14 protein-coding genes and 1 tRNA gene are annotated in these 18,474 nt (G+C 64.2%); 4 read left to right on the plus strand and 11 right to left on the minus strand.

The features are described 5' to 3' along the window. The first annotated feature begins 6 nt into the window (after positions 1–6). Positions 7–681: a 7-cyano-7-deazaguanine synthase QueC gene (gene queC / locus NJG22_RS12675; RefSeq protein ID WP_217849381.1), complete on the plus strand. Its 675-nt coding sequence runs from the start codon at positions 7–9 to the stop codon at positions 679–681. A 60-nt stretch (positions 682–741) separates the two neighbouring features. Continuing rightward, positions 742–817, plus strand: a tRNA-Lys gene (locus tag NJG22_RS12680). Between the two features lie 113 nt (positions 818–930). Here NJG22_RS12680 and NJG22_RS12685 read toward each other — a convergent pair. The 4 genes from NJG22_RS12685 to NJG22_RS12700 all read right to left on the minus strand — a co-directional run bounded on the left by NJG22_RS12685 (position 931) and on the right by NJG22_RS12700 (position 4,539). Continuing rightward, positions 931–1,923, minus strand: coding sequence for a fimbrial protein (locus NJG22_RS12685; protein ID WP_253094922.1), 993 nt, complete (start codon positions 1,921–1,923; stop codon positions 931–933). Between the two features lie 18 nt (positions 1,924–1,941). After that, complete coding sequence (locus NJG22_RS12690) at positions 1,942–2,676, minus strand: molecular chaperone (protein WP_253094923.1); 735 nt, start codon at positions 2,674–2,676, stop codon at positions 1,942–1,944. A gap of 46 nt (positions 2,677–2,722) precedes the next feature. Then, positions 2,723–3,418, minus strand: a complete 696-nt coding sequence (locus NJG22_RS12695; RefSeq protein ID WP_253094924.1) for a hypothetical protein — start codon at positions 3,416–3,418, stop codon at positions 2,723–2,725. A 224-nt stretch (positions 3,419–3,642) separates the two neighbouring features. Further along, the gene (locus tag NJG22_RS12700) at positions 3,643–4,539 is read right to left on the minus strand and encodes a LysR family transcriptional regulator (RefSeq protein ID WP_253094925.1); all 897 of its coding nucleotides are present in this window, start codon (positions 4,537–4,539) and stop codon (positions 3,643–3,645) included. Between the two features lie 216 nt (positions 4,540–4,755). On the opposite strand from NJG22_RS12700, the gene NJG22_RS12705 reads away from it, so the two are divergent. Next, complete coding sequence (locus tag NJG22_RS12705; protein WP_253094927.1) at positions 4,756–5,475, plus strand: siderophore-interacting protein; 720 nt, start codon at positions 4,756–4,758, stop codon at positions 5,473–5,475. A 45-nt stretch (positions 5,476–5,520) separates the two neighbouring features. Here NJG22_RS12705 and NJG22_RS12710 read toward each other — a convergent pair whose 3' ends face one another. From NJG22_RS12710 to NJG22_RS12740, 7 genes are all read right to left on the minus strand, one after another. After that, positions 5,521–6,279 (minus strand): FAD-binding oxidoreductase, encoded by a 759-nt coding sequence (locus tag NJG22_RS12710; protein ID WP_253094929.1) that lies wholly within the window; start codon positions 6,277–6,279, stop codon positions 5,521–5,523. A 14-nt stretch (positions 6,280–6,293) separates the two neighbouring features. Further along, positions 6,294–7,340: a phenylacetate--CoA ligase gene (locus tag NJG22_RS12715; RefSeq protein ID WP_253094930.1), complete on the minus strand. Its 1,047-nt coding sequence runs from the start codon at positions 7,338–7,340 to the stop codon at positions 6,294–6,296. 221 nt (positions 7,341–7,561) lie between these two features. After that, positions 7,562–8,854, minus strand: coding sequence for an FAD-binding oxidoreductase (locus tag NJG22_RS12720; protein ID WP_253094932.1), 1,293 nt, complete (start codon positions 8,852–8,854; stop codon positions 7,562–7,564). A gap of 52 nt (positions 8,855–8,906) precedes the next feature. Then, positions 8,907–10,433 (minus strand): amino acid permease, encoded by a 1,527-nt coding sequence (locus NJG22_RS12725; protein ID WP_253094933.1) that lies wholly within the window; start codon positions 10,431–10,433, stop codon positions 8,907–8,909. Between the two features lie 506 nt (positions 10,434–10,939). Then, the gene (locus NJG22_RS12730; RefSeq protein WP_253094934.1) at positions 10,940–12,709 is read right to left on the minus strand and encodes a phosphoethanolamine transferase CptA; all 1,770 of its coding nucleotides are present in this window, start codon (positions 12,707–12,709) and stop codon (positions 10,940–10,942) included. Between the two features lie 209 nt (positions 12,710–12,918). Further along, positions 12,919–15,045, minus strand: coding sequence for a methyl-accepting chemotaxis protein (locus tag NJG22_RS12735; protein ID WP_253094935.1), 2,127 nt, complete (start codon positions 15,043–15,045; stop codon positions 12,919–12,921). Positions 15,046–15,099: 54 nt separating this feature from the next. Next, positions 15,100–16,452: an APC family permease gene (locus tag NJG22_RS12740; protein WP_253094936.1), complete on the minus strand. Its 1,353-nt coding sequence runs from the start codon at positions 16,450–16,452 to the stop codon at positions 15,100–15,102. Positions 16,453–16,869: 417 nt separating this feature from the next. Between NJG22_RS12740 and NJG22_RS12745 the strand changes: the two genes are divergently transcribed. Continuing rightward, complete coding sequence (locus NJG22_RS12745) at positions 16,870–18,381, plus strand: YdgA family protein (protein WP_253094937.1); 1,512 nt, start codon at positions 16,870–16,872, stop codon at positions 18,379–18,381. Positions 18,382–18,474 lie beyond the last annotated feature (93 nt).

Below are 18,474 nucleotides of genomic sequence, written 5' to 3' on the forward strand. Positions count from 1 at the left end.
AAAGACATGACTGACAAACGTGCGGTAATCCTGCTGTCCGGTGGCCTCGACTCGGCCACCGTGGTGGCCATGGCCAAGGCCGAGGGCTACCAGTGCTACACCATGAGCTTCGACTACGGCCAGCGCCACCGCGCCGAGCTCAATGCCGCGGCGCGGGTTGCCCGCGACCTGGGCGTGGTCGAACACAAGGTGATCGGCCTGAACCTGGATGGCATTGGCGGCTCGGCCCTGACCGACAGCAGCATCGATGTACCCGAGGCGCCGAGCGAAGGGATTCCGGTGACTTATGTACCGGCCCGTAACACCGTGTTCCTGTCCCTGGCCCTCGGCTGGGCAGAAGTGCTCGAAGCCCGCGACATCTTCATTGGCGTCAATGCCGTGGATTATTCCGGCTACCCGGACTGCCGCCCCGAGTTCGTCGAGGCCTTCGAGCGCATGGCCAACCTGGCCACCAAGGCCGGTGTCGAAGGGCAGGGCTTCCGTATCCAGGCGCCGCTGCAGAACCTGAGCAAGGCGCAGATCGTCCAGGCCGGCCTGGCCCAGGGCGTGGACTACAGCCTGACCGTGTCCTGCTACCAGGCCGATGATGACGGCCGCGCCTGTGGCAAGTGCGACAGCTGCCGCCTGCGCGCCGACGGCTTCAAGGCTGCCGGGGTCGAGGACCCGACCCGGTATTTTTGAAAAAAATGCGATGGGGTGTTGATTTCCTCTGAGAAATCAGTAATATACGCGCCATCCAACGGGTCGTTAGCTCAGTTGGTAGAGCAGTTGGCTTTTAACCAATTGGTCGTAGGTTCGAATCCTACACGACCCACCATACGCAGTAAGAAAAAGCCCGCTTCCGGCAACGGAAGCGGGCTTTTTCGTTTGCGCCATTAACTGCTGGGGTTGGCGGCTTCAGCGCCGCCGCCGTGATCGCAAGCTTGCCGCTTACTTGTAGAAGATATCCAGGGTCGCGCCGGCATTGAACTCGCCAAAGGTCGGCGTCGTGGTCATCCACTTCAGACGTGCCAGGAAATTGTGCGAGTTGGTGGTCGAGGTGGTCTTCGGGGTCAGCACGAACTCTTTCTTGAACAACAACGCACGCTGGTCATCTTCGTTGATCAAGCTGATGCCCACCGATTTGTTGTCGTTCGGGATCAGGGTGTCCTGGGCTGTGTTCAAGGTCGCCGTCAGCGGCTCCAGATAGCCGCCCAGGCCATAGGCCGCCTGGCAGGTGCGTTGCTCGGTAATGGTGAATGGCACTTCATTGATGGTAGCCCCCACCGTGGCCCCCGAGGTGCGGATCGCGCCGAAATTGATCACGTTCGGCTGGATGCTGATCGAGGATTCGCAGGGCAAGTAGCGAAACTTGTTCAAGCCCTTGGCGGTGACGTTGTAACTCAAGCCGGGCCGTACACCGCCGACCCCATCGAACTGGAACGCCCGGTAATCGGCAAGCGAGGTCATGGGGCCTTCCTTGTTGTCGCCGGCCGGTGACTTCTTGACGAAGAACAATGAGTAGGTCATCGCCTTGCTTTCTTTTTTCCAGCCGCAGGTGTCGTTTTCTGGGCAGCCGTTCACGAACCAGCCGATGTTCAACTTGCCGCCAGGTAGCGAGGAGTAGAGATAATCCTTGCCTTCGTAGGTGACGCCGATCTCGATGTCATTGCCCAGGCTGACTTTGTTGGGGTTCATGTAGAAGTAAATGTTTTCACCGGGCATGCCATTGATGTCTACCCAGCATTCGACATTGATGCGTTGTGTCGGCTGACGCCAGAGTACGGTGCCCGCCGGTAACGAGTTGGGCACCGCAGCGGTGTCGGTAATGGTGGTGGTGTCGTTGATCAGTGACGAGCCCGACTTCTGGCATTTCAGCGCGTAGCTGTTGGGGATGCTCAGGAAGAATAGAAAACCGATGAAGAGTAACTGTCTGCTGAACATGGCAAGGCCTTCCGGGGATCAGAACGTGAGGCCGCTTTGGCGTGGATGGGGCAGGCCGGCGTCGCTGATGAAGGCGTAAGCCACCTGCGCCACAGGCCTGTCGCAGCCGTTGGCGGGTAACGCGTAGTGCGAGAACGGGGCGACCATCAGGTGGTCGATGACCTGCCCGCAGGTAGCCCCCGAGCGGTCGCGCAAGGCGACCTCGGTCAGCGTCAGGTAGTAGGGCGAAGCGTTATGGGCTTCGTAGCCACCGGCAGCGCTGGCCGACCAGCGCAACTGGTCGACGGCGTCCTCGGGCGAGCCGGGCAAGGTAGGGCGGTAGAACAGCTTGAGGTTGTGCTGCAGGGCGAGCGCCATGGCATTGCTGTCGGTGGCCTTCTTCGGCACTTGCAGCACTTTGAGCAGTAGGAACGACTCGCGGTCGTCCGGCAGGCCCAGCCCCTGGTAGAGCACGCCAGTCGAGGCTTTGCCGTTGGCGGGAATCAGCAGCAGCGGCTTGGTCACCGCCATGGGCAGCGCCGCAGTGGGCGCCTTGTTGCCCCAGTCGAGCTTGACTTGCACCAGCGCCGGCTCGTCGCTCTGGTTGACGATGATCACCGGCAACTGCTTCTGCGAGCCCTCGAAGATGAAGCGGGTGAAGCCATCGAAGGTGATATCGGCCTGTACCGGCGAGCAGGCGATCATCGCCAGGATGAGGGCGACCCAGGCCATGAGCCGGCGAGCGACGGGATGGAACAGGGGAGAGGTTGTCATCCTGCGATTCTGGCGCGGCCTGGGCAGGCTCTGAATCAGACGATTCTTACATTGCGTTGGCGTGCTTCGCCGAGTCGGCGCAGAAGGCTTCTTTCCACAGGCGCAGCGTTTCACGTTCCTGCGCAGTCAAGGGGGTCTGTGCTACTGCATCGGCGACTTTTTCCTGCAGGCGTCGCAAACGGTCTACGACCGAGCAACCGTCGTCGTAGGCCAGATGGTGGGTGACGTCGTCTATCAGGGTGTAGCGCAGGGATCTCAGGTTGTCCGAACGGTAGCGTTCCAGCGATGCGCCATGGAGACGCTCTGGAGCTGCGAGGCCATTTCTCAGGTAAAGATTGAAATCGAGGGTGCTGTATGAGGTGTAGAACTGCCTGGCGCGATTCAGGATAAGTGCAGCCTGGAGGATTTCAAGCCGTTGCGCTTGAGTCTTGGCGGGTAATGGGTAGGTCATGGCGACCAGCTGTTTCGACTGTGTCATACGTGCATCTTGCCGACGCTTCGCATCCTTTTCTGAGCGAACATGCTTTTCCTTCGCATGGGCCAGGGTATGGCCGATCGAATCAATGAGTTGTGCGGCATTGCGCAGTAACTCTCGCTGTTCTGGTTTTAGACGCTCACCGAGCGAACTGAGTAAGCCGCTACCCCTTTCCCAACCGTTGGCCAGCTTGTGCAGGGCGCCAGCGGTGGACGTCAACATCATCTGGATGCCGTGTAATTCATTGAAACCCTTGTGATCCATCATCAATCTGGTCCGTGTCCGTTTGATCGCGCACCTTGAGTGCCGGGGCGCGCGTTGTAATGGGGTAACGCTGGCTTGCATGAACCACAACTTAGGGGCGAGGGTGTCAATTTGTAAATTTCAAAACGTGCAATCTACGATTGCTCGCGGCAGGGCCGTGGGCGCTTTTTCGCCTTGCAAACGGCAGCTTCAGAGACTTGCATTGGCTTATGGCGCAGCGAACCGATTCAGCTGCCGGAGCATTCCTGCACCACCTGGCGCAGCCAACGGTGCACCTGGTCGTTGTTCACCCGCGGGTGCCAGGCCTGGCAAAACTCGCCACTGGGGGTTTCAACCGGCAGAGGGAAAATGTGCAGCGCCAGCAGCGGCAGCGACCATTCGACGAAGCGCCGGGGGATCACCGCGATCATCTGCGAAGAGGCGGCCAACTGCATGGCGGCCTGGAAGCCTGGCACCACCAATGGCACCTTGCGTTGCAGGCCGAGCTTTTCCAGCTCCAGGTCCAGCGGCCCGCGGGTACGGCCGCGGCGCGATACCGACAGGTGTGGGAAGGCCACCAGGTCTTCGGCGCTGACCCTGTCCTGGCGGGCCAGCGGGTGCTGGTTGTTGACCACGCCGACGAAGGTGTCGATGTACAGGCGCTGTTTATAGACCTCGGGCCCCAGTGGGCCGGCGATGCCGATGTCGAGGTCGACCAGCCCGTCGCGCAAGGCCGCGACATCCTCGTTGCCCTGGGCCATGAATCGCAAGGTCACCTGGGGCGCTTGCTGCGCGATGCGCTGGCTCAGGCGCAGGGCCCAGGCGCCGGTAAAGCCGTCCTCGGTGCGCAGGGTGAATACGCGCTTTACCGTGCCCAGGTCGAGTGGCTGCTTGCTGCCCAGCACCTGACGTGCGTCTTCGAGCAGGTTGTGCACCTGGGGTGCCAGTTCCAGCGCCAGCGGTGTAGGCACCAGGCGCCGGCCGGCGAGCACGAACAGCGGGTCGCCCATGGCTTCGCGCAGGTTGGACAGGCGCCGGCTCATGGCCGGGATGCTCAGGTTCATGCGCTCGGCGGCGGCAGTGACACTGCCTTCGCGCAGCATCGAGTCGAAGGTCAGCAGCAGGTTGAGGTCCGGTAGGTTCATTGCGCAGTCCTTTGCAAAAATTGCAATCCTATTCTCTAGCTATTGCAATTTTCAATATTTCCAGCGCTACCTAACATGCCGTTGCAACCCAACCCGCCAAGGATGTTGTGATGGAGTCTTCTCATTCGCTCCAGCAGGGGCTGGCGATCTGCCGGCTGCTGGCGCTGCCGGGCTGGCCCGTTGACAAGGCGAAAGCCAAGTAAACCTGGAGTCTTCATGCTCGAATTTCGCAAGAAACTGAAATACAACCTAGAGGTCACCGATATCCGCGATGTCACCCCATTGGTGCGACGTGTCACCTTGAAGGGCGACCTGTTCGCCGAGGTACCGCCTTGCCAGGCGGGGCAATGGCTGAAATTGTTCCTGCCCAGTGGTGCCAGCCAGGTCACCCGGGCCTACACCATCCGCCGGCATTCTCCGCAATCGGCCCGGGTCGAGGTCGACTTCGTGCGTCACGACCATGGCCCTGCGGGGCGTTGGGTGGAGCGGGCCTGGGTCGGCGAGCAGATTGGCTGTTCGGCGCTGCGCGGTGGCTTCCAGCCCCAGGACGATGCCGAGTGGATGCTGTTGGCCGCCGACGAGACCGGTACCCCGGCGGTGATGAGCATTCTTGAGAGCCTGTCGCCGCGCGACCGGGCGCTGGTGGTGCTGGAGGCGGCGAGCCTGAGTGAGCTGCAGGCGGTGGATTCGCTGGCCACGGTCAATTGCCAGTGGTACTTGCGCGATGAGCACCCGGCCGGCAGCAACTTGTTGCTCGAAGGTATCAAGCGCTTGCAGCTACCCTCCGGGATCGGTCAATTCTGGATTGCCAGCGAGGCGCAGGCGGTCAACGAGGTGCGTGACTACCTCACCGAAACCTGTTCGATCCAGCGTCGCCTGGTGCGCGGCAAGGGCTACTGGATGCGCGGCGTCGCCGACCATCGCGACCGCGATTGAGCGCACGTCGCCTTGCGCTGCCTGGCAGCGCAAGGCCCGTGGGTGCTAGCAGGGCAGCAGCCTGGGCTCAACCAGGCGTTCGAAATGCAGGCGCTCGGCGGCCAGGCCGTAATCCTTCAGCGCCCCACCCACTGTCTCGACCATGGCCTGTGGGCCACACAGAAACGCCGCGTCGAGCAGGCTGACGTCGATCCACTCGCGAAACAGCGTGTCGCACATGGCCAGGTCCAGGCGCCCGGAGGGCAGCCCATTGTCGTTGCTTTCGCGGCTGAACAGCAGGATGACCTGCAGCCGTTGGTCATACAGGGCCTGTAGCGCCGCCAGGCGCTCACCGAACAGCAGGCTGGCGCGGTCGCGGTTGCCGTAGACCAGGGTGAAGCGGCTGTTGGCGTCGTTTTCCAGGGTGGCCTTGATGATCGGCAGCACCGCCGTGATGCCGCTGCCTGAGGCCATGGCCAGGCAATGGTGGGCCGGGGCTTGTGGTTCTGGGCGGTAGGACGCGCCCGCCGGTGGCATCACCAGCAGGGTATCGCCCACTGCCAACTGGGTATTGGCATAGCTGGAGAAGCGGCCCTGCGGCACATGCCGAATCGCCACCCGCAGTTCACCATCGTCCGGGGCGCTGAAGATGGAGTACGAACGCCGTACTGGTTCACCCTGCAGCTGCGCTTGCAGCTGCAGGTACTGACCCTGCTCGAAGCGGTAGGTGGCGGCCAGGTGCGTGGGCACGGCAAAGGCAATCGACACGGTGTCGGCGCTTTCGCGGCGGATATCGGCGACTTGCAGCGGGTGCATCAGGGGCATGGCGCGGCTCCTGTTCAGGCGCTCTGGCGCAGCGGCGCGGCGTCGGGGCCGGTGAGGCGTTCCAGGCGGCGCATGCTGTGGGTGGTGCCCGGCAGCAGGCGGCCGATCTCGCCGGTGCGGTAGCGGATCATCGGCAGAGCCTCGCGGCTGAGGGTGGTCAGCACCACCTCGCCGAACTGGCCATCGGGCAGTGGCGTGCCGCTATGCGGGTCGATGACCTCGGGGTAGAAGTGGTCTTCCCAGAGCGTCACGCCATCGCGGGTTTGCGGGCATTGCATGCCGATGCCCGGGTCCATCAGCGCCGGCACGCCGTACAGGGCCAGGGTCTGGACCCCCAGGCGCTGCTCGAGCTCCTGGCGCAGGCTGTGGCTGCACGGCTGTGGGCCGAGCAGCACGCTGCGCAACGACAGGCCCGGCAGGCTGACGCCCTGGCGCTCCAGCTCAGGGGCCAGGGCCAGCAGTTGTGCCGGGCTGGCCACCAGCAGTTGCGGCTGGAAGTCGCACAGCAGGCGGACCTGCTCCTGGGCCCCGCGCGCGGCCAGGGGTAGCAGCGCGCAGTGCAGGCGTTCGGCGCCCAGTTGCAGGCCGGCGCTGGCGCCGTCATGGTTGCCGAGCGCGTACAGGCGCTCGCCGGCACGGGCGCCGGCCACGCGCAGCGAGCGGGCGACCAGCGCCGCCCAGACTTCCTGGTCGTTGCGGGTGTAGCCAATGACCGGCGAACGGGCGCTGCCGTCCTGGCAGGCGTGCAGGCGCACCACCTGCCGCGCAGGTACGGCGAACAACGAGAAGGGGTAGTGGTGGTGCAGCTCGGCGTTGCCGATGAAGGGGAAGCGGGCGAGGTCCGTGAGGTGCTGCAGTTGCTCTGGGTGCAGGCCCATGGCTTCGAACTGCTGGCGGTACCAGGGGACGTTGCGCCAGGCGTGCTTCAGCGACCAGCGCAGGCGGCGCAGTTGCACGTCGCGCAGTTGTTCGAGGCTGCAGGTTTCCAGGGTGTCGCGGTGAGGCTGCTTGAGTGGGCGTTGCTCGAAGGCAATGACGTCCAGGCGTGTGTTGGCATTCATCTTCCAAGTCCATTTGGTAGGCCGACCATCAGGCTTGCATGCTATGCCGGGGTAGGGGGGATGGCTACTCGCATTGTCCGGCCCGGCGTTGGCCGGTTGCGCTCCTGTTACCGGCCCGCCGGCTCGCGTCCGCGGCGCCTGCGCGCCCGGTCTGTGCAAGCCGTAGGAGCCGGCCTTGCCGGCGAACCAGACGCCGCGGTAATTGGCCGGGAATACGCCACTCAGCGATTGAGCCTTCGCGCATCGAACGCATCGCGGGCCTGGTAGGCACTGTAGGTGGCCTGCGCGGCGAGCATCCCGGCCAGCCCGTAGGTGCGTTCGAGGCCGAAGCGGGCAAACCCCTGGGGCACCGGCAACCGCCGGGCAATGGCGTCGGCCAGCACTTCGCCGGCCACGGTGGTGGGCGCCATGCCGTGGCCGCCAAAACCGACCGCGTGCCAGATGCCCTGTTCGTCCTGGCCAATCTGGGCCATCTGGTGCCGCCCGTAGCTCATCAGCCCGCCCCAGGCGTATTGCAGTTGCACATCCTCGAGCTGCGGGTAGACGTTCACCAGGTCGGCCTTGAGCAACTTGGCGATCGCCTGTGGCCCGCGGTCGAGGATGGAAATACGCCCGCCCCAGAGGATCCTGGTGTCCTGCAGCGGGCGGTAGTAATCGAAGGCGAAACGCGTGTCGTAGATCGCCGCCTGGCAAGCGATGGCGTCCTGCAGGCGTTCGCCCAACGGCGGCGTGGCCACCACATAGGTGGCGATCGGCAGCACTGCCCGCTCGACCGGCGCATGCACGCCGCGGGCATAGCCGCCACCGCAGAACACCACTTCCTCGGCGTGGACCTCGCCCTGTGCGGTGCGCACGATATAGCCACCACCGGCCTTTTTCTCGATCTGGGTCACCGGCGAATGCTCGAACAGGCTCACCCCGGCGTCGCGGGCGGCGCGGGCCACGCCACAGACATACTTGAGTGGGTGGAAGTGGAAGGCATTGCGTTCGAGCAGGCCGCCGTAATACCGCTTGCTCTTGAGCTGTTCCTGCAACTGGCCCGGAGAAAGATAGGCCCAGTCCACGCCATAGGCCTCTTTCATCAATTGGCGGGGCTTGTCCAGGCGCGATGGGTCGTTGAACCAGTTGGCCAGGATCACGCCCTGGTCGACCAGGTCGCAGTCGATGGCGTATTGGCGGGTGCGCTGGCGGATCAGGTCGACGGCGTCGAGGGTCAGCTGGTAGAGGCGCCGGGCCTCGCTGGCGCCCAGGGTCGCCAGCAGTTCGGCGTTGCCCAGGCTGTAGCCGCCGAACACGAAGCCGCCATTGCGCCCCGAGGCGCCATGGCCGATACGCTCGGCTTCGAGCAGGGTGACGTCGGTCACGCCGCGCTCGGTCAGGCCCAGGGCCGTCGACAGACCGGCCAGGCCGCCGCCAAGGATGCACACACCGGTCGTGGTGCGCCCGGCCTGGGCGGGGTAGGCGCTGCGGTGCACGGTCGCTTCATAGTAGGAGTCGAGCAAATCGCTGGTCATCATGATCCCGGGTAGTCAGGGGCGGGCCGTTGCCGGCCCGCGACGGTGGTTCTCAGGCCGGCAGCTGGTTGGCCGTGCAGGGCTTGGCATGGGCGGCAGCGGCTGGGTCGCTGGCCTTGCGCGTCTCGATGCTGGAGAAGTCCATCTCCTTGTAGCGCACGGTGCGCGAGCCGGTGAGCAGCTTGTGGCCCCACCACATCACCACGAACAGCACCAGGCCGATGTAGGTGGCGAGGGCACCGATCCAGTCGATCTGGCCGCCGAGGAAGGCCTGGTAGTTCTGCCCGAGCATCACCACCAGGCACAGGCCGAAGGCGAATAGCGGGCCGATCGGGAAGAACTTCGACACGTAGGGCAGCCGGGCCAGGTCGTGGCCCTGGTACAGGTAGCCGCGGCGGAAGCGGTAGTGGCTGACGGCGATGCCCAGCCAGGCGATGAAGCCGAGCATGCCCGAGGTGTTGAGCAACCACAGGTAGAGCTTGCCGGGGCTGAACAGGAAGCTCAGCAGGCACAGGCCGGCGACCGCCGCAGTGGCCAGCAGCGCCCACACCGGCGTGCCGCTGCGGGTGACCCGGGCGAAGATCGCCGGTGCCTTGCGCTCCAGGGCCAGGCTGTAGAGCATGCGCGAGGAGGCATACATGCCCGAGTTGCCGGCCGACAGCACCGAGGTGAGGATCACCGCGTTCATCAGCGCCGCGGCGGCGAGCATGTCGGCCTTGGAGAAGATCAGGGTGAACGGGCTGATGGTGATGTCGGACAGGCCGTCCTTGAGCAGGCGAGGGTCGGTGTAGGGAATCAGCAGGCCGATGACGATGATGGTGCACACGTAGAACAACAGGATGCGCCAGAAGATCTGGCGCACGGCCTTGGGAATATTGCGCCCGGGGTTTTCCGTCTCGCCGGCGGCGATGCCGACGAACTCGGTGCCCTGGAACGAAAAGCCGACGATCATCGCCACGCCGATCAGTGCTGGCAGGCCGCCGGCGATGGGCGCGTCGCCGAGCTGCCAGAGTTGGGCGCCGCCATCCTGGCCGCCTTCGAGAATACCCAGCAGCATCAGCACGCCGACGATGATGAAGACGATGATGGTCACCACCTTGATCAAGGCGAACCAGAACTCGGCCTCACCGAAGAAGCGTACCGAAGCGACGTTGAGGGCGAACAGCAAGGCCAGGAACGCCGCGCTCCAGATCACCCCGGGGGTGTCGGGGAACCAGTAGGTCATGATGATCTGCACCGCCACCAGGTCCACGGCAATGGTCACCGCCCAGGCGTACCAGTAGTTCCAGCCAAGGGCGAAGCCGAAGCTTTCTTCCACGTAGCGCGAGGCGTAGGTGGAGAACGAGCCGCTGACCGGCATGCACGCCGCCAGTTCACCGAGGCTGGTCATCAGGAAGTACACCATCAGGCCAATCACCGCGAACGACAGCAGGGCGCCGCCAGGGCCGGACTGGGCAATGGTGGCACCGGAGGAGACGAACAACCCGGTGCCGATCGAGCCGCCAATGGCGATCATGTTCAGGTGGCGGCTGGTCAGGGTGCGCTTGAGTTGTCCTGATGAGGGGGTTGCGGCAGTCAAACTTGCTGTGTTGTTCGAATGGGTCATGGGCAACCTATTTGATCTGCATTCAAGTGAGTTGTTGTTCTTGTTGTGTTCTGGCCACTTGCAGCTACTGCGGCGAAAAGCTTGTGCACGGACGCACTTTGGCCGATGGCGGCTCCACGGCCATGGCGGTCACGATTGCATTGATGGAAGTCAGTATCGACCTCGAAAGACTCAGGGAACAAACGACCATTAGTTGCCATATCATTCCTTTTGGGAATGTCTGGTTTCGTCGTTTTGATAGGTCTGATAATCGATAAAAGTGCCTTTCGATAAGGCGTTTATTCAAAGATGGCGAATTTAAAGGGGTTTTGTTTTATCACTTCGACGACAGGTCTCGTCTATTTGTGTTTTTGATGAAACGACTCGTCTGGGTGGTTGGAAAAAAATTCATCATTCAGTGCCATACGAAAAAGCCGGTACCTGGATGGCCAGGTACCGGCTTGAGAGCGTGCGCAGGGGCAGTGGGCTTGCGCCCTTGGTCATTTTCGCCGAGGGCTGGCGATATCGCTGCTGGCGGTACGCTGTTCTTTGTGATCGTTGTCGCCGGGTAGCTTGTCGAACTCGTGCAGGCCGTTCTTCGCGTAGGGGTCGCCGATCCAACGCGGGATGGCGCTGAATTGCGGGCTGACCAGGCTCTTGGCGGGTTCGAAACGGTCATAGCTCAGGCCGGCCAGGTCGGACAGGGTGTGGATCAGGTGCGCACTGCTGTAGGGGCGGTTGGCCATGGCCTGCAGGTCGCGGGGGTGGGCCGCCTGCCAGCTGGGCGAGGTCCACAGCAGGAAGGGGATGGTGTACATCGGCCGGGTCGGGTCGGCCTCGTTGCGCCCGAGTCGATCGTGCTTGCCGGAGCTGTAGACATCCTCGCCGTGGTCGGAGAGGTAAAGCAAAAAGCCGTTGGGCGTGGTGGCCGAGTAGCGCTTGATCAGGTCCGAGACGACGAAATCGTTGTAGCGCACCGCGTTGTCGTAGAAATTGTAGGTTTGCACCTGGTCGGGCGACAGGGCGGCCGGCGCGCCGAGGTTGTCCTTGAAATGCTCGAACTGCGCCGGGTAGCGATAGCGGTAGTCCATGTGGGTGCCGAGCAGGTGGACGATGATCAGTTTCTTTTGTGCCGGGTCGCGCAGGGCCTTGTCGAAGGGCTCGAGCACCACGCCGTCGAACTGGCTGGCGTTCTGGGTGCGCTGGTTGTTCAGGTACACCGGCACGTCCGTCTGCTGCGAGAAGGTGGTGAGCATGGTGTTGCGCTTGGTCATGGTCTGCTGGTTGGTGATCCAGAACGTCTTGTAGCCGGCCTGTTTCATCAGGTTGATCAGCGACGGGTCGGTGAGGAAGCGGTCTGGATGTTCCTCGTTGCCAAAGGTGAGGATCTGCTGCATCACCTCGATGGTGTACGGGCGTGGCGAGACCACGTTGCGGAACACCGTGAGGCTGTTGTCGCGGGCGGCCAGGGCATCGAGGTTCGGCGTGGTGTCGCGGCCGTAGCCATACAGGTGCATGTGTTCGCGGGTGGTGGACTCGCCCAGTACCAGCACCAGGGTGCGCGGTGCGTCACCGCTGCTGTCCTTGAGGTTTTGCAGCGGGGGCAGGGCGGCGTTCTGGTCCAGCAGTGCCTGCATGTTGTCCAGTTGCTGGCGGTATTGGCGGTAGCCGACCAGCAGTTGCCATGGCACTGCGGCGGCCATGCGCTGCTCGACCCTTTCCTGGGCGTCGGCGAAGCTGCGTTGCTGGGAGACCATCTGCTTGTAGAAGGGGTAGGCCAGGATGGCTGCCAGCAGCAGGATGGCCACCGGGAGGCGGCTGTACAGGGGTAGGCTGACCGGGCGGATGCGCTTCCACAGCAGGACGGCGACCACGCTGTAAAGCAGCAGTGCCAGGCCCAGCCACAGGCTGAAGTACTGGCTGAAATATTCCCCGGCCTCGGCGGTGTTGGACTCGAACATCACGAAGATGACGCTCTGCGAGAACTCCTGGCGATAGATGCCGAAGTAACTCAGGCCCACCAGCGAGCAGGCCCATAGCACCAGGCCGATCAGCCCAGCGAGGGGGCGGGTCAGGCGGGGTAGCAGGAGAACGGGGGCGAGCCACAGGCTGCTGAGGATGAGCGAGTCGCGCAAGCCGGAAAAGCCGGTGGTGCCGCTAAAGAGCAGCAGGGCTTGGGTGACGCCGGAGAAATACCAGAAGAACAGCAAAAGCCAGCCAAGGCCGGCCCAGTCGGTGGGTGTGCGAGCGGGGGGAGTTGTGCGTGACACGTGCGCCTCAGAAAGCCAGTTGCCTGCCGGATCGGTTGGGAGGCGACGCTAAAGGGGGAGGCGTGAAAAGATCGTCAATAAATCATGAAAGTACCGGGTAGCGGGTTGAGGCGTCCCAAATGAGTTACATCGCTCCGCTCCTGCTTTTGCCGATCAAGATCAAGTTTGATCTGGGGTGGTGGGAGGGGGAGGGACGTGTCCCTCCATGATTACACCCGGAATTGCGCCATCAATACCTGCTGCTCGTTGGCCAGCCGATTCAAAGCCTGGCTGATCCGCGCCGACTCGTCCGCCTGCCCCGACAGCGACTCGGTCACATCGCGAATCCCCGCCACGTTGCGGTTCACCTCTTCGGCCACCGCGCTCTGCTCCTCGGCAGCCGAGGCAATCTGCAGGTTCATGTCGGTGATCACCGCCACCGCCTCGCCGATCCGCTGCAACGCAGGCAGCGTCTGCTCCATCTGCGCGGCGCTGTCCTGGGCCTGGCGCTGGCCCGCATGCATCGCCCCCACCACATCCTGGGTACCCTGTTGCAAGCCCTCGATCACCTGGCGGATCTCCTCCACCGACACCTGCGTGCGCTGGGCCAGGTTGCGCACCTCATCGGCCACCACAGCGAAACCACGCCCAGCCTCGCCGGCCCGAGCCGCCTCGATCGCCGCGTTGAGCGCCAGCAAATTGGTCTGCTCGGCAATCGCGCGGATCACCTCCAGCACCGAACCGATCTGCTCGCCACGGCTCTCCAGTGCCCGGGCCTCGTCCATCGCCGCGTTCATGCCACCCGCGAGCTGGTCGATCGCCGTGCGCGTCGCCGCCACCAAGGCCAGGCCATCGCGGGTCGCCTGGTCGGCGCCGCGGGCCGCTTGCGCGGCCTGGGCGGCATTGTGCGCGACATCGTGGGCCGTGGCGCTCATTTCGTTGGCGGCGGTGGCCACCTGCTCGATCTCGCGGTGCTGCTGCTGCATGCCATCACTGGTCTGGCGGGCGATCAACGCCGACTGGTCGGCAGTGCCGCGGGCCTCCTGCACCGAGCCCTTGAGCTGGGCGATCACCGGTTGCAGCTTGTCGAGGAAACGATTGAACCAGCCGCTCAGCTGGCCCAGTTCGTCGTCGCGGGCGTAGTCCAGGCGCCGGGTCAGGTCGCCTTCGCCGCTGGCGATGTCCTCCAGGCGCGCAGCCACCGCCAGGATCGGCCGGGTCACGCCGCGGGCGGTCAGCCATACCAGCAGCAAGCCCAGCACCGCAGCGCCCAGGCCAATCAGCAGGCTGACCAGGTTGGCGTGCTGGTTCTGGCTGTCCAGGCGCTGGTTGAGCGCCACCGCGGGGGCTTGCAACACCCGCTCCGGTAACGCCAGCAACACCTGCCAGGGGGCGGCGCCAGGGATCGGCGCGAAGGGCTGGGATATGCGCAGGGTGCCGCCGTCCAGGCGCTCGAGCGCCTGGCCTGCGCGCAGCGGGCCGACCAGCGCGCTGGCGTCGCTGGCGAAGGCCTGCTCCACGGTCTTGCTCAGTTGCCTGGCATCCAGGCTGTGCCCGGCGAGCAGGCCCGAAGGGCTGACGATACTCACCTGGCCCTGGCCGTCGAACAGCTCCTGGCGCCCAGCCAGGCTCAATTGCTGCAGGTTGTCCAGGCCGATGTCCAGGCCGACCACACCGATCACCTTGCCGTTTTCCAGCAAGGGCAAGGCGATGCTGGTCATCAGCACCTGGTGGCCGTTGACCTCGTCGAAGTACGGGTCGAGCACGCAGGCCTTGGCGGTTTCCTGCGGGCAGGTCAGCCAGCGGTTGTAGGGCACGCCGTTGGCGCCCAGGCTGGTGTCGGCCAGCATCGCCTCGGGCATGGCCTCCTGTTCCAGGTTGCCAGTGCCGGGCTGCGACCAGTACAGCGAGAAGCGCCCGCTGTCGTTGCTGCCGCTATCGGCCTGGCCGACGAAGCGAGCGTCCGCCTGGTCCAGGGCGTTGGGCTGGAACACCAGGTACAAGCCGATCAGGTCGCTGTTGCCGGCCAGCGCGGCACGCGCCTGGCGCGTGAGCTCGTCACGCAGGTCGGCGCCGCCGCGGCCCTTGAGCGCCTGTACCAGGCGGGCGAAACCGTTGCCGTACTGGTAGGCGTCCATGAAGTAGCGCTGGATACGCAGGGCCTGGGTCTCGCCATGGGCGTGCAGGCGCTGGCGCGCGCTGCGCTCGAGCAGCTCGCTGTTGGCCTGGAACACCTGCTCGGCGCTGTGCCGGGCCTGGGTCAGCGAGGTCGTCACCAGCACGGCGACGATGGCCAGCAGGCACAAACCGGCGAGCAGGGTGATCTTCCACTGGATGGAGAGGCGGCGCGACAACATGGGCGTTTCCTTCTCAGGTAAAAGGACGCCCGCGGTCAGGCGGGCGTCGGTGGTTCAGTCGGCGATGCAGTTGGGCGGCGCGACCCTGAAGGCCTTGGTCAGCCAGCCCAGGTAGCACACGCCGAGCAAGGCCCAGACCCCGCCGAACAACAAGGAGTGCTGGTTCAGGTCCAGCCACAGCGAGACGATGATGCAAAAGCCTATCGTCGGCATCACCAGATACTTGAGGTTGTTCGTCAGGCCCCGGTTGCGCCGCTCGCGAATGTAGCAGTGGTTGATCACCGACAGGTTGACGAAGCTGAACGCCACCAGCGCGCCGAAGTTGATCACCGAGGTGGCGGTGACCAGGTCGAAGAAGATCGCCGACAGCGCGATCAGCCCGACCACGGCGATGTTCAGCACCGGGGTCTTGTAGCGGGGGTGCAGGCGGGCGAACACGCTGGCCGGGATCACCTTGTCGCGGCCCATCACGTACAGCAGGCGCGAAACGCTGGTCTGCGAGGCCAGGCCCGAGGCGATGGTATTGATCACGGTGCAGGCGATGAACACCGACTGGAACAGCTTGCCGCCGACATACAGGGCGATTTCCGGCAGGGCCGCTTCCTGGTCGTGGAAGCGCGCCATGGTCGGGAAGTAGGCCTGGATGAAATAGGACACGCCGATGAACACCACGCCGCCGATCAACGCAGTCAGGAAAATCGCCCGCGGAATGGTCTTGCCCGGGTCGCGGGTTTCTTCCGACAGGCAGGTCACCGCGTCGAAACCCAGGAACGAGAAGCACAGGATGGTCGCGCCGGCGGCCAGGGCGGCGAACTGGGTCTGGTCGTCGGCGAACGGCACCAGGCTCCAGGCCGTGCCCAGGCCCTCGCCGTGGCCCAGGCCGCGCCAGCAGAGATAGATGAACACGGCGATGATCGCCACCTGCACGGCGACGAACAACAGGTTGAAATGCGCTACCAGGTTGACGCTGCGCATGTTGATCAGGCTGATCAGGGTGACGAAGCCCGTCACCCAGACCCACGCCGGCACCTCGGGGAACATCGCCGACAGGTACAGCTTGGCCAGCAGCGCATTGACCATCGGCAGCAGCAGGTAGTCCAGCAGCGACGACCAGCCGACCAGGAAGCCCACGTGCGGATTGATCGCCCGCTGGGTGTAGGTGTAGGCCGAGCCGGACTGCGGAAAGCGTCGCACCAGGGTGCCGTAGCTCACGGCGGTGAACAGGATGCCGGCCAGGGCCAGCAGATAGGCGCTGGGTACATGCCCGGCGGTGATGCCGGAGACGATGCCGAAGGTGTCGAACACGGTCATCGGGGTGAGGTAGGCCAGGCCGATGATCACCACGTGCCAGAGGCGCAGGGACTTGCGGAACTGGGCGTTGCCGGGGGCGCTGTGGTCAGGCTGCATGCGGGCGCTGCTCCTGTGTCGAAACAACGGGCACGGCGGGGGACGGGCACGACGAGGTCGAGCGGGTGGGCTCCATGTTGTTCACCTTTTATGTTGGAGCTGCGGGGTGGCGGAATAAAAGACGATGGCCGTTTGGGTGTCAAGTTAAACATGACAGGTTGCCAACTGGATGGGGTTTGAATCGATTTACTTGGCTGTTATGCACTTTGATTGGCCGATTTAACGGGCGGTAAGTCGATTTTGATGTTCGTAAAAATTTACGGTCTTTCGCAAGCCAAGCCGTCGTGGGCAGATACAGAAAATCCACCGCGCATCACCGCGCCGCACGGGCGCCGGTGGTATTCTTGCCAACCCGCGCGGCCACCTTTGCGTGGTTCGCTCAATCGCCCTCCCTATGGACAGCAATCGGTTCTATTCATGAAGAAATCAGTAGGCATCCTTTCCGCTCTGGCCGTCGCCATCGCCGTCGCAACCACCGCTGGCGCCTGGTACACCGGCAAGCAGCTGCCCGCCGAGCTTGAGCGCTCCGTTGCCCGGGGCAACGAAGAGCTGAACAAAGCCCTGGCCGGTAACGGCGGTAGCATGAGCCTCGAGCTGGTGTCGCTCGACCAGCACTTCTTCACCAGCACCGCGCACTACCGCCTCAAGGCCGAAAACCTGCAAGTGGGCGAGGCCGAGGCCGTCAGCTTCGAGGTCGGTGTGACCGACCAGATCGAACACGGCCCGTTCCCCTGGTCGCGGGTCAAGGCGTTCAAGCTGATGCCGGTGCTGGCCACCAGCAACAGCGTGCTGGACAAGGACGACTTCACCTCGGGCTGGTACGCCGCCGCCGGCGACAAGGCGCCGCTCACCGCGCAGTTCAGCCTGGGTTACGGCGGCAGCGTCGACAGCGACATTCGCCTGGCCCCGGTCACCCTCAAGCAAGACGGCGACAATGTCCTGGCGTTCTCCGGCATGCAGGTGTTGTTGAGCGGTGACCGCGACGGCAAGGCGGTGGCTATCCACGCCGATGCCGGGCACCTGGAACTGAACTTCGTCGACGAGCAACAAGCACCGGTGAAGATCCTGCTCAATGGCTTCAAGGCCGCTGGCAAGCTCACCGAGACCGGCCACGACATGGTCTATGTCGGTAACTTCGACCTGGCCCTGGCCGATGTCCAGGCGACCTTCGGGCTCAAGCAGCAAGTGCTGGTGCTCAAGGGCTTGCAGCAGAACAACCTGTACAGCGCCGAGGGCGAGGCCAAGGACAAGCTGGCCGGACGCCTGGAATACAAGGTCGGCGACATCAGCTACGCCGGGCGCAAGGTCGGCAGTGGCGAGATGGTGCTGACCATGAAGTCCATCGACATCCCGGCCATGCAGGCGCTGATGACCTGGTACCAGGGCCAGTTGCCGCAGATGCAGCAGGCTGCCGCCGACGGCGAGGCGCCTTCGCTGCAGATGACCCCCGAGGAGCAGGCCAAGCTCCAGGCCGACCTGCGCCAGTTGCTGGTCGCCAAGCCGCAGGTGGCGGTGGAGAAGCTGGCGTTCAAGACCGCCAATGGCGAAAGCCACTTCAACCTGGCGATGGACTTCGCCAGCCCCAGCTCGTTCGAATTGCCGCCTGAGCAACTGGGCAAGCAGCTGCTGACGCAACTGAAGGCCAAGCTCAGCGTGTCCAAGCCGATGGTCGCCGATCTGGCCACGCTGCAGGCGCTGCTCGACGGCGAGACCGATGCCCAGGCCATCGCCCAGCAATCCAGCCAGGCCGGGGAAATGGTCGGCATGATGGCGCTGCAGAGCGGCATGGCCACGGTGCAGGGCTCCGACGTGGTCTCGAGCCTGCAATACGCCGACGGCATGGTCGATTTCAACGGCAAGAAGATGACCGTCGAAGAGTTCGCCATGCTCATCAGCGGCCACCTGGCGGCGCTGTCCCCGCAAGGCTGATGCCTCAGGCAGGCCCGCTCCCGGCATCTTCGTGGGAGCGGGTTTGCCCGGCGATGGGCCTGCCCCGCAAAAAGCCCTTTTGCATCCCCCCGA

The organism is Pseudomonas sp. VA159-2 (assembly GCF_024126635.1).
In the GTDB taxonomy this organism is placed as follows: domain Bacteria; phylum Pseudomonadota; class Gammaproteobacteria; order Pseudomonadales; family Pseudomonadaceae; genus Aquipseudomonas; species Aquipseudomonas muyukensis.

What these genes read in the sequence shown, in the direction of transcription:
- queC (WP_217849381.1), top strand. Translation starts at nt 7, where the DNA reads ATGACTGACAAACGTGCGGTAATCCTGCTGTCCGGTGGCCTCGACTCG.
- NJG22_RS12685 (WP_253094922.1), bottom strand. Translation starts at nt 1,923, where the DNA reads ATGTTCAGCAGACAGTTACTCTTCATCGGTTTTCTATTCTTCCTGAGC.
- NJG22_RS12690 (WP_253094923.1), bottom strand. Translation starts at nt 2,676, where the DNA reads ATGACAACCTCTCCCCTGTTCCATCCCGTCGCTCGCCGGCTCATGGCC.
- NJG22_RS12695 (WP_253094924.1), bottom strand. Translation starts at nt 3,418, where the DNA reads ATGATGGATCACAAGGGTTTCAATGAATTACACGGCATCCAGATGATG.
- NJG22_RS12700 (WP_253094925.1), bottom strand. Translation starts at nt 4,539, where the DNA reads ATGAACCTACCGGACCTCAACCTGCTGCTGACCTTCGACTCGATGCTG.
- NJG22_RS12705 (WP_253094927.1), top strand. Translation starts at nt 4,756, where the DNA reads ATGCTCGAATTTCGCAAGAAACTGAAATACAACCTAGAGGTCACCGAT.
- NJG22_RS12710 (WP_253094929.1), bottom strand. Translation starts at nt 6,279, where the DNA reads ATGCCCCTGATGCACCCGCTGCAAGTCGCCGATATCCGCCGCGAAAGC.
- NJG22_RS12715 (WP_253094930.1), bottom strand. Translation starts at nt 7,340, where the DNA reads ATGAATGCCAACACACGCCTGGACGTCATTGCCTTCGAGCAACGCCCA.
- NJG22_RS12720 (WP_253094932.1), bottom strand. Translation starts at nt 8,854, where the DNA reads ATGACCAGCGATTTGCTCGACTCCTACTATGAAGCGACCGTGCACCGC.
- NJG22_RS12735 (WP_253094935.1), bottom strand. Translation starts at nt 15,045, where the DNA reads ATGTTGTCGCGCCGCCTCTCCATCCAGTGGAAGATCACCCTGCTCGCC.
- NJG22_RS12740 (WP_253094936.1), bottom strand. Translation starts at nt 16,452, where the DNA reads ATGCAGCCTGACCACAGCGCCCCCGGCAACGCCCAGTTCCGCAAGTCC.
- NJG22_RS12745 (WP_253094937.1), top strand. Translation starts at nt 16,870, where the DNA reads ATGAAGAAATCAGTAGGCATCCTTTCCGCTCTGGCCGTCGCCATCGCC.